The sequence below is a fragment of the Enterobacter sp. E14S genome, from assembly GCF_055666685.1.
Genome location: NZ_JBVODQ010000003.1, coordinates 419196 through 435119 on the forward strand (window position 1 = coordinate 419196; position 15924 = coordinate 435119).

17 protein-coding genes and 5 tRNA genes are annotated in these 15924 nt (G+C 52.8%); 3 read left to right on the forward strand and 19 right to left on the reverse strand.

The window, feature by feature from the left end:
• Positions 1-75: 75 nt before the first annotated feature.
• Positions 76-828, forward strand: a complete 753-nt coding sequence (gene gpmA / locus ACZ6J2_RS10135) for a 2,3-diphosphoglycerate-dependent phosphoglycerate mutase (protein ID WP_033144959.1) — start codon at positions 76-78, stop codon at positions 826-828.
• Positions 829-889: 61 nt separating this feature from the next.
• On the opposite strand, the gene aroG is transcribed toward gpmA, so the two are convergent.
• Positions 890-1942, reverse strand: a complete 1053-nt coding sequence (aroG, locus tag ACZ6J2_RS10140) for a 3-deoxy-7-phosphoheptulonate synthase AroG (protein ID WP_471725652.1) — start codon at positions 1940-1942, stop codon at positions 890-892.
• 304 nt (positions 1943-2246) lie between these two features.
• Between aroG and ACZ6J2_RS10145 the strand changes: the two genes are divergently transcribed.
• Both ACZ6J2_RS10145 and zitB read left to right on the forward strand, forming a co-directional pair.
• Positions 2247-2627, forward strand: coding sequence for a protein YbgS (locus ACZ6J2_RS10145; RefSeq protein ID WP_032661161.1), 381 nt, complete (start codon positions 2247-2249; stop codon positions 2625-2627).
• Between the two features lie 104 nt (positions 2628-2731).
• Complete coding sequence (gene zitB, locus ACZ6J2_RS10150; RefSeq protein ID WP_471725653.1) at positions 2732-3670, forward strand: CDF family zinc transporter ZitB; 939 nt, start codon at positions 2732-2734, stop codon at positions 3668-3670.
• Here zitB and pnuC read toward each other — a convergent pair.
• The 18 genes from pnuC to cydA all read right to left on the reverse strand — a co-directional run bounded on the left by pnuC (position 3667) and on the right by cydA (position 15265).
• Complete coding sequence (gene pnuC, locus ACZ6J2_RS10155; protein WP_471725654.1) at positions 3667-4386, reverse strand: nicotinamide riboside transporter PnuC; 720 nt, start codon at positions 4384-4386, stop codon at positions 3667-3669. The genes zitB and pnuC overlap by 4 nt on opposite strands.
• Positions 4387-4407: 21 nt before the next feature.
• Positions 4408-5451, reverse strand: coding sequence for a quinolinate synthase NadA (gene nadA / locus ACZ6J2_RS10160; protein ID WP_069303829.1), 1044 nt, complete (start codon positions 5449-5451; stop codon positions 4408-4410).
• 222 nt (positions 5452-5673) lie between these two features.
• A tRNA-Lys gene (locus ACZ6J2_RS10165) sits at positions 5674-5749 on the reverse strand.
• A 23-nt stretch (positions 5750-5772) separates the two neighbouring features.
• Positions 5773-5848, reverse strand: a tRNA-Lys gene (locus tag ACZ6J2_RS10170).
• 146 nt (positions 5849-5994) lie between these two features.
• Positions 5995-6070 (reverse strand) — tRNA-Lys (locus tag ACZ6J2_RS10175).
• A gap of 3 nt (positions 6071-6073) precedes the next feature.
• Positions 6074-6149: transfer RNA gene (locus ACZ6J2_RS10180), tRNA-Val, on the reverse strand.
• Positions 6150-6175: 26 nt separating this feature from the next.
• Positions 6176-6251 (reverse strand) — tRNA-Lys (locus tag ACZ6J2_RS10185).
• Between the two features lie 161 nt (positions 6252-6412).
• On the reverse strand, positions 6413-7207 hold the full coding sequence (gene cpoB / locus ACZ6J2_RS10190; protein ID WP_048976319.1) for a cell division protein CpoB: 795 nt from the start codon (positions 7205-7207) through the stop codon (positions 6413-6415).
• A gap of 9 nt (positions 7208-7216) precedes the next feature.
• Positions 7217-7738, reverse strand: a complete 522-nt coding sequence (gene pal, locus ACZ6J2_RS10195) for a peptidoglycan-associated lipoprotein Pal (RefSeq protein ID WP_003858578.1) — start codon at positions 7736-7738, stop codon at positions 7217-7219.
• A gap of 35 nt (positions 7739-7773) precedes the next feature.
• Positions 7774-9066, reverse strand: a complete 1293-nt coding sequence (gene tolB, locus ACZ6J2_RS10200; protein ID WP_008501103.1) for a Tol-Pal system beta propeller repeat protein TolB — start codon at positions 9064-9066, stop codon at positions 7774-7776.
• 134 nt (positions 9067-9200) lie between these two features.
• Complete coding sequence (gene tolA, locus ACZ6J2_RS10205; protein WP_471725655.1) at positions 9201-10421, reverse strand: cell envelope integrity protein TolA; 1221 nt, start codon at positions 10419-10421, stop codon at positions 9201-9203.
• Between the two features lie 28 nt (positions 10422-10449).
• A complete protein-coding gene (gene tolR, locus ACZ6J2_RS10210; RefSeq protein ID WP_003858589.1) occupies positions 10450-10878 on the reverse strand; it encodes a colicin uptake protein TolR in 429 nt (142 codons plus the stop codon).
• Between the two features lie 3 nt (positions 10879-10881).
• Positions 10882-11574 (reverse strand): Tol-Pal system protein TolQ, encoded by a 693-nt coding sequence (gene tolQ, locus ACZ6J2_RS10215; protein ID WP_008501101.1) that lies wholly within the window; start codon positions 11572-11574, stop codon positions 10882-10884.
• Positions 11571-11975, reverse strand: a complete 405-nt coding sequence (gene ybgC, locus ACZ6J2_RS10220) for a tol-pal system-associated acyl-CoA thioesterase (RefSeq protein ID WP_003858593.1) — start codon at positions 11973-11975, stop codon at positions 11571-11573. The genes tolQ and ybgC overlap by 4 nt, the downstream gene beginning before the upstream one ends.
• Before the next feature lie 148 nt (positions 11976-12123).
• On the reverse strand, positions 12124-12414 hold the full coding sequence (gene ybgE / locus ACZ6J2_RS10225; protein WP_010428735.1) for a cyd operon protein YbgE: 291 nt from the start codon (positions 12412-12414) through the stop codon (positions 12124-12126).
• Positions 12414-12527 carry a cytochrome bd-I oxidase subunit CydX gene (gene cydX, locus ACZ6J2_RS10230; protein ID WP_003858598.1) on the reverse strand — a complete coding sequence of 38 codons (114 nt, stop codon included), beginning with the start codon at positions 12525-12527 and terminating at the stop codon, positions 12414-12416. The genes ybgE and cydX overlap by 1 nt, the downstream gene beginning before the upstream one ends.
• A gap of 14 nt (positions 12528-12541) precedes the next feature.
• Positions 12542-13681, reverse strand: a complete 1140-nt coding sequence (gene cydB, locus ACZ6J2_RS10235) for a cytochrome d ubiquinol oxidase subunit II (protein WP_047061368.1) — start codon at positions 13679-13681, stop codon at positions 12542-12544.
• 15 nt (positions 13682-13696) lie between these two features.
• Positions 13697-15265, reverse strand: a complete 1569-nt coding sequence (gene cydA / locus ACZ6J2_RS10240; protein ID WP_023310795.1) for a cytochrome ubiquinol oxidase subunit I — start codon at positions 15263-15265, stop codon at positions 13697-13699.
• Positions 15266-15924: the final 659 nt, after the last annotated feature.

Here is a 15924-nt window from a genome sequence, read left to right on the forward strand (position 1 = left end):
AAGCGTTGCTGGTGGCACGGCCACGGCAATATAATGAGAATTGTTATCATTCTAAAAATGCTTGAGGAGTAAGAGATGGCTATAACTAAGCTGGTCCTGGTGCGTCACGGCGAAAGCCAGTGGAACAACGAAAACCGCTTTACCGGTTGGTACGACGTTGATCTGTCTGAGAAAGGCGTAAGCGAAGCAAAAGCAGCGGGTAAACTGCTGAAGGAAGAAGGCTTCAGCTTTGATTTTGCTTACACCTCTGTGCTGAAACGTGCCATCCACACCCTGTGGAACGTGCTGGACGAACTGGATCAGGCCTGGCTGCCGGTTGAGAAGTCCTGGAAACTGAACGAACGTCACTACGGTGCGCTGCAGGGCCTGAACAAAGCGGAAACCGCTGAGAAATATGGCGACGAGCAGGTTAAACAGTGGCGTCGCGGCTTCGCAATCACCCCACCAGAGCTGACCAAAGATGACGAGCGTTACCCGGGCCACGACCCGCGTTACGCGAAGCTGACCGACGCTGAGCTGCCAACCACCGAAAGCCTGGCGCTGACCATCGACCGCGTTGTGCCTTACTGGAACGAAACCATTCTGCCACGCCTGAAAAGCGGCGAGCGCGTGATCGTCGCTGCTCACGGTAACTCCCTGCGTGCGCTGGTGAAATACCTGGACAACATGGGTGAAGACGAAATCCTCGAACTGAACATCCCAACCGGCGTACCGCTGGTGTATGAGTTCGACGAAAACTTCAAGCCAATCAAACATTACTATCTGGGTAACGCAGAAGAGATCGCGGCGAAAGCAGCGGCTGTCGCGAACCAGGGTAAAGCGAAGTAATTTTCGCAAGGCATAAAAAAAGCGCGGAGCCTTCCGCGCTTTTTTATTTGTGCCTGAGAATTCAGCCGCGGCGCGCTTTTACCGCATTCGCCAGCTGACGCAGGATGGTATCGGTATCGTCCCAGCCAATGCAGGCATCGGTGACGCTTTTGCCATACACCAGCGGCTCGCTGCCTTCCAGGTTCTGGTTACCTTCAACCAGATGGCTTTCGATCATTACCCCAATCACCGCCTTCTCACCGCCGGCAATCTGCTGGCAGACGTCTGCACCCACTTCCATCTGCTTTTTAAACTGCTTGCTGGAGTTGGCATGGCTGAAATCGATCATCACCTGCGGTGGCAGCCCGGCTTTTTCCAGCCCGACCTTCACTTCTGCCACGTGTTTCGCGCTGTAGTTCGGCTCTTTGCCGCCGCGCAGAATGATATGGCAGTCACCGTTACCGCTGGTGTTAACGATTGCTGAATGGCCCCATTTGGTTACGGACAGGAAGCAGTGCGGCGCGCCCGCTGCGTTAATGGCGTCGATAGCCACCTTAATGGTGCCGTCAGTGCCGTTTTTGAAACCCACCGGACAAGAAAGACCGGACGCCAGCTCGCGGTGCACCTGAGATTCAGTCGTGCGCGCACCAATTGCGCCCCAGCTCATCAGGTCTGCCAGGTATTGTGGCGTAATCATGTCCAGGAATTCACCGGCCGCAGGCAGGCCGCTGTCGTTGATCTCCAGCAGCAGCTTGCGCGCAATGCGCAGACCGTCGTTGATCTGGAAGCTGTTATCCATATGCGGATCGTTAATCAGCCCTTTCCAGCCCACGGTGGTGCGCGGTTTTTCAAAATAAACGCGCATCACGATTTCCAGCTCGTCCTTCAGCTCTTCACGGAGGGTGAACAGACGGGCAGCGTACTCTTTCGCAGCTGCAGGATCGTGAATGGAGCACGGGCCAATCACCACCAGAAGACGATCGTCATTACCTTTCAGGATCTTATGGATCGCTTTACGAGCATGAGAAACCGTATTTGCGGCATTTTCAGTGGCGGGGAATTTCTCAAGGAGCGCTACAGGAGGTAATAACTCATTGATCTCTTTAATACGTAAATCGTCGTTCTGATAATTCATTTTCTTTCCAGCTCTGCCATATCTTTAGTAATGAAAGCAATCCTTTCAATCTATCTTGTCGATCAGGAAGTGTAAACACGGTTTTACACTTCACGCAGATAATTCCTGGAATTCGCCTAAAAATCGCCACAAAATAGCGAAAAACGAGATCTAACCTAAGCTTTTTAACTGTAACAACCAATTTTACACGCTTAAACGCGATTCCCTACTGACGTAAGTCCGTAAGGCGGAATCTTTCGCCTCAGAAAAAGATGCACTGTTGGAGAATGTTATCCAGCGTAACGACAAGAACAGGAGCACCATGATGAAAATGACAAAACTGGCAACCCTCTTCCTGACCGCCACACTCACTCTGGCCAGCGGCAGCGTCCTGGCCGCGGAAACGGGCACATCTGACAGCAACGGTGATGCGAATGCCGCGGCAGCAGCAGGCCAGCCCGCCCCTGATGCGAAACAGAATATCGCCCCGAATAATGTCGACAACAGCCAGATCAATACCGGTAATACCAACACCGGCGGCACCATGCTGCATCCCAACGGCAGCGGTTCCGGTACCATGAATCATGACAATATGAGTTCGGACGAGGTTCATAAGAACTCAATGTGCAAGGACGGTAAATGCCCTGACCCTAATGACAAAGTAGGAAACGACGCGAATACCAAAACCGATGGCACCACCCAGTAACGGGGGGTTCGGGAAGAAAAAGGAGAGCTCTGGCTCTCCTTTCTTTTTGGAGTAACCTATTAAAAACGCTACACTAAAAACAATAACATATCAGGAAAGCAGACATGGCTCACTCCCATTCCCACTCACCCTCTCCCGGCAACGACAACGCTAAACGACTGATGCTGGCCTTTGGCGTCACGGCAACGTTTATGGTCATCGAGGTCATTGGCGGCCTGATTTCCGACTCTCTGGCGCTACTGGCTGATGCCGGACACATGCTGACCGATGCCGCAGCGCTGCTCTTCGCCCTGCTGGCGGTGCAGTTTGCGCGTCGTCCTCCCAATGCGCGCCATACCTTCGGCTGGCTGAGGCTGACAACCCTCGCCGCGTTTGTTAACGCTATTGCGCTGGTGGTCATTACCGTTCTTATCGTCTGGGAGGCCGTACAGCGCTTCAGACACCCGCAGCCTATCGCCGGGGCGACAATGATGGTGATTGCCGTGGCGGGGCTGCTGGCAAATATCCTCGCCTTCTGGATTTTGCACCGCGGCAGCGGGGAAAAGAACCTCAACGTACGCGCTGCGGCTCTGCATGTTCTGGGTGATTTGCTCGGCTCAGTCGGGGCGATTGTCGCCGCGCTGGTGATCCTCTACACCGGCTGGACGCCTGTCGATCCGATTCTGTCCGTGCTGGTGTCGTGTCTGGTCTTACGCAGCGCCTGGCGGCTGCTGAAGGAGAGCGTGAATGAACTGCTTGAAGGGGCACCGGCATCGATGGATATTGACGAGCTAAAGCGCAACCTGCGCCGTTCAGTTCCGGAAGTGCGCAACGTTCATCACGTTCACGTCTGGCTGGTGGGGGAAAAACCGGTCATGACGCTGCACGTCCAGGTGATCCCGCCTCACGACCACGATGCGCTGCTTGAGCGCATCCAGCATTTTCTTGAACATCACTACGAAATTGGCCACGCCACCATCCAGATGGAGTATCAGCCCTGTAACGGGCCGGACTGCCACCTTAACGAGGCGCAGTCCGGACATTCACATCATCATAACCACTAGCTGGAAAGCGCGTGAGAACCTCGCTCACGCGCGCTTTTAATCCACATCCGGCTGCCGTTCAGCGCAATGAAGGTCAGCAGCAGATATTCCAGCGACATCGCATAGACGCCCTGCAGGGCGAAGATCGCCACGCTGATCACGTTGATGATGACCCACAGCAGCCAGTTCTCAACGTATTTACGGGTCATCAGGATCATCGCCGCAATCGACAGCACCATCATGCAGGAATCCCAGAACGGGAAGGCATCCGGCTGGAGCTCGGGCATCGTCACATTCAGGCCGAAACCGGACATGACCGAAACGGCAACGCGGGTCAGGAACGCAAACACCGGATTGATATAGACGGTCATTAAGCCAATGGCGACCACGCAGGCGACAAACCAGGCGATGGCTTTCGGCAAGGGCAGCCAGCGGATCTGCAGCTCGGCCTCCTGCTGGCTGTTCTGACGCGACCACGCGTACCAGCCGTAAATATTGGCGGCGAAGAAGAACAACTGCAAAAGCAGACTGGCGTACAGCTGGATCTGGAAGAAGATAATCGCAAACAGCGTAACGTTAATCAGCCCGAACGCGTAGTTGCCGATCTTCTCCAGGCTTGCCAGCCAGATACAGAGTAATCCCGCCAGCGTGCCAACGGCCTCAATCCATGACAGGTCATAGCCACCTGCACCAATCGGTATATGAACCAGAATGTTCTGCGTGCTAAAAAAATCCATCTTTTCCCCGGTCGTTTTGAATTAAGTACGTAGTGTAGCCGCAAAATCCAGCATGCGGTTAAGCGGAATTAATGCACCTTCACGCAGGGCGGCATCCACATGGATTTCATGTGCTGCCCCGCCCGTCTCGAGCCCTTCGGCAATGGCCTTCAGGCCATTCATCGCCATCCACGGACAATGCGCACAGCTGCGGCACGTTGCGCCCTCACCTGCCGTTGGCGCTTCCAGGAGCTCTTTCTCCGGCACGGCCTGCTGCATCTTATAGAAGATACCGCGATCGGTCGCCACGATGAGCTGCCTGTTAGGCAGCGTTCTGGCCGCGTTGATAAGCTGGCTGGTTGAGCCCACGGCGTCCGCCATGTCGACAATCGACTGCGGTGATTCAGGGTGAACAAGAATCGCGGCGTCAGGATAAAGTGCCTTCATGCGCGCCAGCGCCTGGGTTTTGAATTCGTCGTGCACAATGCAGGCCCCCTGCCAGCAGAGAACGTCAGCCCCCGTCTGCTTCTGGACATAATTTCCAAGATGGCGGTCAGGCGCCCAGATAATTTTCTCGCCCAGGCTATCCAGATGTTCAATCAGCTCAACGGCGATGCTGGAGGTGACAACCCAGTCTGCCCGCGCTTTTACCGCCGCAGAGGTGTTGGCGTAAACCACCACGGTCCGGTCAGGGTAGGCGTCACAGAAGGCCGTGAATTCGTCAATCGGGCAGCCGAGATCCAGCGAACACTCCGCGTTAAGCGTCGGCATCAGAATGGTTTTTTCAGGGCTCAGGATCTTTGCCGTTTCGCCCATAAAACGCACGCCAGCAACCAGCAGCGTGGAAGCAGGATGTTTTGCACCGAAGCGTGCCATCTCCAGTGAGTCAGAAATACAGCCGCCGGTCTCTTCCGCCAGCTGCTGAATTTCCGGGTCGGTGTAGTAATGGGCTACCATCACCGCATCTCGTTCTTTGAGAAGACGTTTGATCTTCTCACGGTAGAATTGCTTTTCGTCCTGGCTCAGCGGGACAGGCTTTGGCGGAAACGGATAGATTGCGGCTTCAGGATCAAACATCACACTCATTATGGCTTCTCGTTTTACGGGCTTAACAATATTGCCTTTCTTTTGCATGACATAGCAAAACGCATGGCAATTGTGTTTTGTATACTAAACAAGATAGCGAATATGAGAGGAAAAGTCACCGGAAATAGGTGCGGATAGCATTTGTCGGCCAGCGGCTTCGCCTTGCCCGACCTGCACAGACGGCAGATAGCAAAAAGGCGCCTTTAGGGCGCCTTTCTACACTGGTGGGTCGTGCAGGATTCGAACCTGCGACCAATTGATTAAAAGTCAACTGCTCTACCAACTGAGCTAACGACCCCTTGCGGGATTTTATCTTCGAAGTGGTGGGTCGTGCAGGATTCGAACCTGCGACCAATTGATTAAAAGTCAACTGCTCTACCAACTGAGCTAACGACCCATTCGGGTGCTGACTTCGAAGATTTTTACTCGGTACCACCGGAGAGTGGTGGGTCGTGCAGGATGACTCGGCTTCGCCTTGCCCTTCGGGCCGTTGCTAAAGCAACGTTATCCTTCACGTTTAATATCTGAGTAAGACATTAAAATTGGTGGGTCGTGCAGGATTCGAACCTGCGACCAATTGATTAAAAGTCAACTGCTCTACCAACTGAGCTAACGACCCGAGTGGTGGGTGATGACGGGCTCGAACCGCCGACCCCCTCCGTGTAAAGGAGATGCTCTACCAACTGAGCTAATCACCCACTCTGTACTGCTGGTGTGCGTTAAGTGGTGGGTCGTGCAGGATTCGAACCTGCGACCAATTGATTAAAAGTCAACTGCTCTACCAACTGAGCTAACGACCCACTTTTACGCTGTTTTCACGTTGTTTGATATCCCGTGGCAACGGCGGCATATATTACTGATTTAAGAATTCAGCGCAACAAAAATTTCGATGAAGATCACTTAACTGCTTACGAATCATGCGGCACGACCAGAAATAACGCGATTTCTGGTCATGCGATAATCATCCCATCGAATTCAGACGTTTTTGCGCCTGCTTAGCACCTTCGGTACCCGGGAATTTAGAGACCACCTGCTGATAAACCGCTTTGGCTTTCGCAGTGTCGCCTTTGTCCTGCATGATGACGCCCACTTTATACATCGCATCAGGCGCTTTTGGCGATTTCGGGTAATTTTTCACCACTGAGGCAAAATAAAACGCCGCATCGTCCTTTTTACCCTTGTTGTAATTCAACTGACCGAGCCAGTAATTCGCATTTGGCTGATAAGTGGAATCAGGGTATTTCTTAACAAAGTTCTGAAACGCAGCAAGCGCGTCATCCTGACGAGATTGATCCTGCACCAGGGCAATGGCCGCGTTGTAGTCCGTATTCGCGTCACCGCTCTGTACAGGCGCACCTGTTGCAGCAGAAGCATCCGCAGCCGGAGCTGATGTCGCCGCACCGGTCTGATCGCCCGCGGCTGGCTGTGCTTGTGCTGCTGCACCACCGCTGCTCAGGCTATCTATCTGCAGCAAAATCTGCTTCTGACGTTCCACAACCTGGTTCAACTGATACTGGCTTTCCTGAATCTGGCCGCGGAGAGAGTCAATATCGTTTTGGTTATCAGAAAGTTGTTGCTGGAGTTGGGTTAAAAGCTGGCTGTGAGCGTTAGAAATACGCTCGAGTTGAGTGACCCGGTCTTCTACCGAGCCTGAGCCGACACTACTGATTGGTGCCTGAGCAAAAGCGGCCCAGGGGGCCGCTATTCCAACCAGTAACGACAGACTCAACAGATGATGTCTGAAGTTACTGCTCATGCAATTCTCTTAGTAAACCAGTACGGCACGACGGTTTTTGGAGTAAGCCGCTTCGTCGTGACCCAGTACTGCAGGTTTTTCTTTACCGTAAGAAACGATGGAGATCTGGTCAGCAGAAACGCCTTTACCCTGCAGGTACATTTTAACAGCGTTAGCACGACGTTCACCCAGGGAGATGTTGTACTCTGGAGTACCACGTTCGTCCGCGTGACCTTCTACGGTGACTTTGTAAGATGGGTTGCTACGCAGGAAGTTAGCGTGAGCATCCAGCATCGCAGCGAAGTCAGAACGGATGTCGTATTTATCCAGATCGAAGTAAACGATGTTGTTCTGCTGCAGCTGCTGCATCTGAAGACGCGCCTGCTCTTCAGAAGACATGTTGCCATTGCCGTTCGCGTCCATACCGGTGCCGGCACCCATCATGCCTTCGCCGCTCTGGTCATTGCTGGCGTTCTTGTTAGAAGAACACGCTGCGATTGCCATTACAGGCAGAGCGATCATCAGCCCCTTCAGCACTTTGTTCAGTTGCATTTCTATGATTCCTTTAGTAATCAATTAATTATTATTTACAGATACGGCGACCAGGCAGGTGATTTTACCTGTCCATCAGTTGCCGGAATACGCGCTTTGAAACGCCCATCTGTAGAAACCAGATTCAGCACAGATCCCATCCCCTGAGAAGAGCTGTAGATTACCATCGTGCCGTTAGGTGCCAGACTTGGCGTTTCATCCAGGAACGTTGACGACAGAACTTGAACGCCACCCGCTACCAGATCCTGTTTGGCAATGTGCTGCTGCCCACCGTTGGAGCTCACCATTACCATAAATTTACCGTCGCTGCTCACGTCTGAGTTCTGGTTCTGCGAACCTTCCCAGGTAATACGCTGCGGAGCACCGCCGTTGATGTTGACTTTATAGATTTGTGGACGGCCAGCCTGGTCAGAAGTAAACGCCAGGTTTTGACTATCCGGGAACCATGAAGGTTCAGTGTTGTTGCTGCGACCGTCGGTCACCTGACGGATCTGGCCAGAGCCAATGTCCATCACGTACAGGTTCAGGCTACCGGTTTTTGACAGCGCAAACGCCAGTTTAGACCCGTCCGGAGAGAAGGAAGGTGCACCGTTGTGACGTGGGAAAGACGCCACCTGACGAACAGCACCGTTTGCCAGCGTCTGGATAACCAGCGCTGAACGACCGCTTTCGAAGGTTACATAGGCCAGTTTAGAACCGTCCGGAGACCAGGCTGGAGACATCAGCGGCTGTGAAGAACGTTTCACCAGGAACTGGTTGTAGCCGTCGTAGTCAGATACGCGCAGCTCATACGGGAACTGACCACCGTTGGTCTGTACCACATAAGCAATACGGGTACGGAACGCCCCTTTAATGCCGGTCAGTTTTTCAAATACCGCATCGCTGGCAGCGTGTGCCGCGTAGCGCAGGTACTGCTTAGTGACCTTGTAAGAGTTCTGTGCCAGAACGGTACCCGGTGCACCGCCGGTATCCACCAGCTGCCAGGCCACGTTGTAAGAGCCGTCCGGGTTAGGCGTAACCTGACCCACAACCACGGCATCAATACCCAGTGCAGACCATGCTGCAGGCTGTACTTCCTGCGCGCTGCCCGGCTGCTGCGGCAGACGAGAACGATCTAACGGGTTGAATTTACCGCTGTTACGCAGGTCAGCCGCCACGATGCCACCGGCATCTTCAGGTGCAGCGCCAGGACCGGCCCACTGGAACGGAACAACACCGATTGGGCGTGCCGAGTCCACCCCCTGGGTGATCTCGATACGTACTTCTGCGTGCAGTACTGCTGCCCACAGCATTAAAAAACTAAATGCTACACGTAATGCCTGCTTCATCATATCTCCCTTATCCGGATAACCTTACCCACGATAATTTAGCAGAATGTTAACAAACTCAAATAGACAAAACTACCAGAACCCTGTGACTAAACCTGGTCTATTTTTCCCCGTTTGCACGGGGAAAATGTAACTTAAGGTTTGAAGTCCAGCGGCGCATTTTTGAAGACTTCGTAAACTGCCTGAGACGGCGGTTTAGGCATCTTCGCCTGACGCGCTGCAGCCAGGGCCGCAGTACATAAAGCCGGGTCGCCACCTTCAGACTTAATATCCAGCAGCATGCCGTCCGGAGCCAGTTTTATACGCAACGTACACGTTTTACCGGTATAGGAAGACGCATCATAGAATCGGCTTTCAATAGCGGATTTAATCTGCGCGGCATAACCGTTGATTTCAGCCCCTGTCGCACCGTTACTCTTAGTGTTACCACTTCCCGTCGGCGCTGCGTTGTTTCCTTTCGCCCCACCGCCCGTTTTCGGTGCATTCTTACCGGAGCTCAAATCGCCCAGCAGATCGTCAACCCCTGCGGCAGCAGCGGCTTTTTCAGCAGCCGCGGCCTTTTTGGCCGCCGCTTTATCAGCAGCAGCTTTCTTATCGGCAGCGGCCTTCTCAGCTGCAGCTTTCTTATCGGCGGCAGCCTTCTCAGCTGCAGCTTTTTTATCGGCAGCGGCTTTTTCAGCGGCCGCTTTCTCAGCAGCAGCCGCTTTCTTCGCGGCCTCGGCAGCAGCTTTCTTCTCTGCTTCCTGAGCGGCTTTTTTCGCGGCTTCCGCTTCGGCTTTCTTCTGAGCATCGGCAGCGGCTTTCTTCGCGGCTTCCGCTTCAGCTTTCTTCTGAGCATCAGCAGCGGCTTTCTTCGCCGCTTCTGCCGCTAATTTTGCCTGGGCATCAGCCTGTGCTTTCGCGTCCGCTGCGGCTTTTGCTGCCGCCTCTTCCGCCTGCTTTTGCTGTTCCTGTGCTTTCTTCGCGGCCTCTTCGGCTTGCTTCTGCTGTTCCGCCTGCTCTTTCGCAGCTTCCTGCGCCTGCAAACGCTCTTTCTCAAGCTGCTTCAGACGCTCCTGCTCTGCGGCCTGCTTTTCACGCAGTTCTTCCGCCTGCTGTTGCGACTGTTTTTCACGCTGCTCTTCAGCCCGTTTGGCACTCGCCTTCTGCTGCTGTTCGCGATTATAGTTCTGTACTACCGCACCGGGATCCACCATCACGGCGTCAATGGAAGACCCTCCACCGCCACCGGCTGATGCATCAATATGCTCGTCGAACGAACTCCAGATCAGCGCTGCAAAGAGAATCACGTGCAGCACTGCGGAGACGATTATCGCTCGCTTAAGCTTGTCGTTCTGTTCGGTTGCCTTTGACACTATCGGTTCCCAAAAACTACGCGGATGATCAAATAGGTTGGGTCATTAAGCCAACTGACTTAACACCCGCACTATGTAGCAAGTTCAGCGCTTTAATAATTTCATCGTAGGGTACGTCTTTCGCGCCACCGATTAAGAAGACCGTTTTCGGATTTGACTCCAGACGACGCTGCGCTTCAGCAATAACCTGCTCAGGCGGCAGCTGATCCATACGATCTTTCTCTACCACGACGCTGTATTGCCCTACGCCGGAAACCTCAATGATAACCGGAGGATCGTCATTGGTGCTCACCGCCTGTGATTCTGTCGCATCCGGCAGATCCACTTCCACGCTCTGAGTAATGATTGGCGCTGTCGCCATGAAGATCAGCAGCAGTACCAGCAGGACGTCCAGCAGTGGAACGATATTGATTTCGGACTTGAGCTCGCGACGACCTCGTCCACGCGATCTGGCCATGGTTTACCCCTTGTTGCTCTCGGTGCTGGTAAACGCCTGACGGTGCAGAATCGCAGTGAACTCTTCCATAAAGTTGTCGTAGTTCAGTTCCAGTTTGTTCACGCGCTGGTTCAGACGGTTGTAAGCCATAACCGCAGGAATTGCCGCAAACAGACCGATAGCGGTCGCAATCAGTGCTTCAGCGATACCCGGTGCAACCATCTGCAACGTCGCCTGCTTCACCGCGCCCAGCGCGATAAAGGCGTGCATGATCCCCCACACGGTACCAAACAGGCCGATATACGGGCTGATGGAACCGACAGTGCCGAGGAATGGAATATGCGTTTCGAGATTTTCCAGCTCACGGTTCATAGAGATACGCATCGCACGCGAGGCACCTTCTACAACCGCTTCCGGCGCATGATTGTTTGCACGATGCAGACGAGCAAACTCTTTGAAACCGCTATAAAAAATTTGCTCGGAGCCTGTAAGGTTTTCACGGCGCCCCTGGCTTTCCTGATAAAGACGAGAAAGCTCAATACCCGACCAGAACTTATCTTCAAACGCTTCAGCTTCACGGCCAGCGGCATTGAGGATACGCGTTCTCTGGATGATGATGGCCCAGGATGCGATTGAAAAACCAATCAAAATCAACATGATAAGTTTAACCAGAAGGCTTGCCTTCAGGAACAAATCAAGGATATTCATGTCAGTCACTGCTTAAACTCCGCGACAATAGACTTAGGAAGCGCACGAGGCTTCATTATGGTTGGATCAACACAAACAATCAGCACCTCAGCTGAGTTCAGTACGGTATTCTCTGCGTTGACTATCCGCTGCGTGAAAACCAGTGAGGTCCCGCGCATTGATGTAATTTCAGTTTGGACTTCGAGCATATCGTCGAGTCTGGCAGGCGCAAAATACTCAAGCGTCATCTTGCGTACCACGAAGGCAACTCGCTCAGCCAACAGCACCTGTTGACTAAAGTGATGATGGCGCAGCATCTCTGTGCGTGCCCGTTCATAAAAAGCAACGTAGCTGGCGTGGTAAACCACACCACCGGCATCAGTATCTTCGTAATAGACACGAACCGGCCATCGAAACAGCGTTGTATTCACTTTACATCCCGGTAATGCAACAAAAGTTAATGCTTTTAAACTTCGCTACTATACGCGCGGGAAAGAGGGTTGGGAATGGGAGAAAGTAAACGGAGAGTAAATTTTTATGGGCTCGGGTAAGCCCATAACGTTAACGGACATTTCTTATTCAGAAGAAGAAGAAAATCAAACCGGCGAGAAGCACCAGATCGGCAATCAGCGGGCAAAAAATTCCCTGCCAGTGAACGGCTTTCGGACGAAAGCCGACGCCGTGGATCACACCTGCGCACACCGCCCACATAATGAGAAAGCCGTGCCAGATTTCAAGCTCGCTGGTTTTCGCTGCAAAGCGCGAAGGGTCCCAGAAGATACAACCTGCCAGCAGTAATGCCATCACTAAAGAAAGCGCCCGTAACGGGCGCTTGTCCATTACCGCGTAAAGCGTCGCGATAATATTCATCAGTGTTTTTCTTCACCCGCTTTGGTCGCTTCGACGTGCTCAAGCGCCAGGGCAGTGATGACACCAAATGCACAGGCAAGAAGCGTCCCTAAAATCCATGCGAAATACCACATATTCAGCTCCTTACTTAGTACATAGAATGGGTGTTGCTTTCGATATGTTCTTTAGTGATGCGACCGAACATTTTCCAGTAACACCAGGTGGTGTAGAGCAGGATAATCGGTACGAACACGCAAGCAACATATGTCATCAGGTTCAGCGTCAGTTGGCTGGACGTGGCATCCCACATGGTCAGGCTAGCATTCAGCATGGTGCTGGATGGCATGACGAATGGGAACATCGCAATACCCGCCGTCAGGATGATGCACGCCAGGGTCAGCGAAGAGAACACGAACGCCAGCGCGCCTTTCTCCAGACGAGACGTCAACACGGTCAGCAGCGGCAGCAATACGCCCAGAGCCGGGATAGCCCACAGCGCAGGGGTGTTATTGAAGTTCACCAGCCATGCGCCAGCCTGACGCGCCACTTCTTTGGTCAGCGGGTTAGACGGTGCCGAGTGGTTAATTGCAGAGGTCACCACATAACCATCAATGCCGTACACCACCCACACACCGGCCAGTGCGAAGCAGACCAGCGTTACCAGCGCAGCGACCTGAGCCGTCGCGCGAGAACGCAGGTGCAGTTCACCAACCGTACGCATCTGCAGATAGGTTGCGCCCTGAGTGATGATCATCGCCACGCTCACCACGCCGGCCAGCAGGCCAAACGGATTCAGCAGCTGGAAGAAGTTACCGGTGTAGTAAAGACGCATGTATTCGTCCAGGTGGAACGGTACGCCCTGAAGCAGGTTACCGAACGCCACGCCGATCACCAGCGGTGGAACGAAGCTACCGATAAAGATGCCCCAGTCCCACATGTTGCGCCAGCGGGTGTCTTCAATCTTGGAACGGTAGTCGAAACCGACCGGACGGAAGAATAAAGAGGCCAGCACCAGAATCATCGCCACATAAAAGCCGGAGAACGCAGCCGCGTAGACCATCGGCCAGGCAGCGAACAGCGCGCCGCCAGCGGTGATCAGCCACACCTGGTTACCGTCCCAGTGAGGGGCGATGGAGTTGATCATGATTCGACGCTCGGTGTCATTACGACCGAGGAAACGGGTGAGCATCCCCACCCCCATGTCGAAACCATCCGTGACGGCAAAACCGATCAGCAGAACGCCAACCAGCAGCCACCAGATAAAACGCAATACTTCATAATCGATCATTTGATGACTCCTGTCTTAGCGTGCCGGCTGAGTAGTCGCAGTGGACTGCTCGTAGTGATAGCGACCGGTTTTCAGGCTGCTTGGGCCAAGGCGCGCGAACTTGAACATCAGGAACAGTTCAGCCACCAGGAACAGGGTGTACAGACCACAGATCAGCAGCATGGAGAAGATCAGGTCGCCCGCTGTCAGGGAAGAGTTCGCTACCGCCGTTGGCAGTACCTCACCAATCGCCCATGGCTGACGGCCGTACTCCGCAACAAACCAGCCGGATTCGATCGCGATCCACGGCAGTGGAATACCGTACAGCGCGGTGCGCAGCAGCCATTTTTTCTCGCCGATGCGGTTACGAATCACGGACCAGAAGGACGCCGCAATGATCAGCAGCATGATGATGCCGCAGCCCACCATGATACGGAATGCGAAGTACAGTGGCGCAACGCGTGGAATCGAGTCTTTGGTTGCCATCTGGATCTGTGCTTCTGTCGCATCAGAAACGTTCGGGGTATAACGCTTCAGCAGCAAACCGTAACCCAGATCTTTCTTCACGTTGTTGAACTGGTCGCGAACGGCCTGATCGGTAGAACCGGCACGCAGCTGTTCCAGCAGCGAGTAGGCTTTCATACCGTTACGGATACGCTCTTCGTGCTGAACCATCAGCTCTTTCAGACCGGTCACCTGCTTATCAACAGAACGGGTGGCGATGATACCCAGCGCATAAGGGATCTGAATGGCGAAGCGGTTTTCCTGCGCATCCTGATCGGGAATACCGAACAGCGTAAAGGCAGCAGGCGCCGGTTGGGTTTCCCATTCGGCTTCGATGGCAGCCAGTTTGGTTTTCTGCACGTCACCCATTTCGTAACCGGATTCATCACCCAGAACGATAACAGAGAGGATTGCAGCCATACCGAAGCTTGCCGCGATAGCAAAGGAGCGCTTAGCAAAGGCGAAGTCACGGCCGCGCAGCATGTAGTAAGAGCTGATGCCCAGTACAAACATCGCGCCGCACACGTAGCCAGAAGCGACGGTGTGAACGAATTTAACCTGCGCAACCGGGTTCAGGACCAGCTCGGCAAAGCTGACCATCTCCATACGCATGGTTTCGAAGTTGAAATCAGATGCGATAGGGTTCTGCATCCAGCCGTTCGCCACCAGAATCCACAGCGCGGACAGGTTCGAACCTAATGCCACCAGCCAGGTCACCGCCATATGCTGGACTTTACCCAGACGATCCCAGCCGAAGAAGAACAGACCTACAAAGGTGGATTCGAGGAAGAATGCCATCAGACCTTCAATGGCCAGCGGCGCACCGAAGATATCCCCGACATAGTGGGAATAGTAAGACCAGTTAGTCCCGAACTGGAACTCCATGGTCAAACCGGTTGCCACGCCCAGCGCGAAGTTGATACCAAACAACTTGCCCCAGAACTTGGTCATATCTTTATAAATCTGTTTGCCGGAGAGAACGTATACCGTTTCCATAATGGCCAGCAGGAACGCCATACCGAGCGTCAGTGGCACAAACAGGAAGTGGTACATCGCGGTCAAGGCAAACTGTAAGCGCGACAGTTCGACTATATCTAACATCATGACTCCTTGCTCATCGCATGAAGACTCCGAGAGTGAACCCCGTCAGAGAGAGATCCACACGCATGCCCCAATACAAATTATTCGCATCCTTGTCGTCGTTATTACCCTGAAGGAGGATAAAAACGATGACGTGAGGTTACAAATACGTTAATAAAAAACTCAAATTGATCCCGCAAATATAATACGCTGCAAAACCCTTACAATAAACAGGTTTTTATTGAATCACATTTACGTTTTTCGACGGCGATCAATTTATAGCAAAATTACCACTTTTCGGCCATTTTGATCGGGGACAATTTACCGCCTTTTGATGGGTTTTTCCAAGGATTAAACATTGATTTAAATCAAAAACAATCCGTTGTGTTAAATGTGTTTTGATGCGGTGAACATAGTAAAAACCATGTTAAAGATATGTATATAAAATACAATTAAGGTTAGCAAGTCGATTGATGTATATAAACAGAAGTGATTTTTATTAACTCAGAAGCCCGAATGCCTAATTTATTCAGGACATAAATTTTAGTGCGTTTTTCGTTTTTTTCCATCCGCTCTCTTTAAAGTAAATAAATAACAATTATTTTACTTTTATCCCCCTCTCTAATTAACACCATTTAGTGACTATTGCATGTAGCCCGGCAGGCAATAAAAAAGGCCGC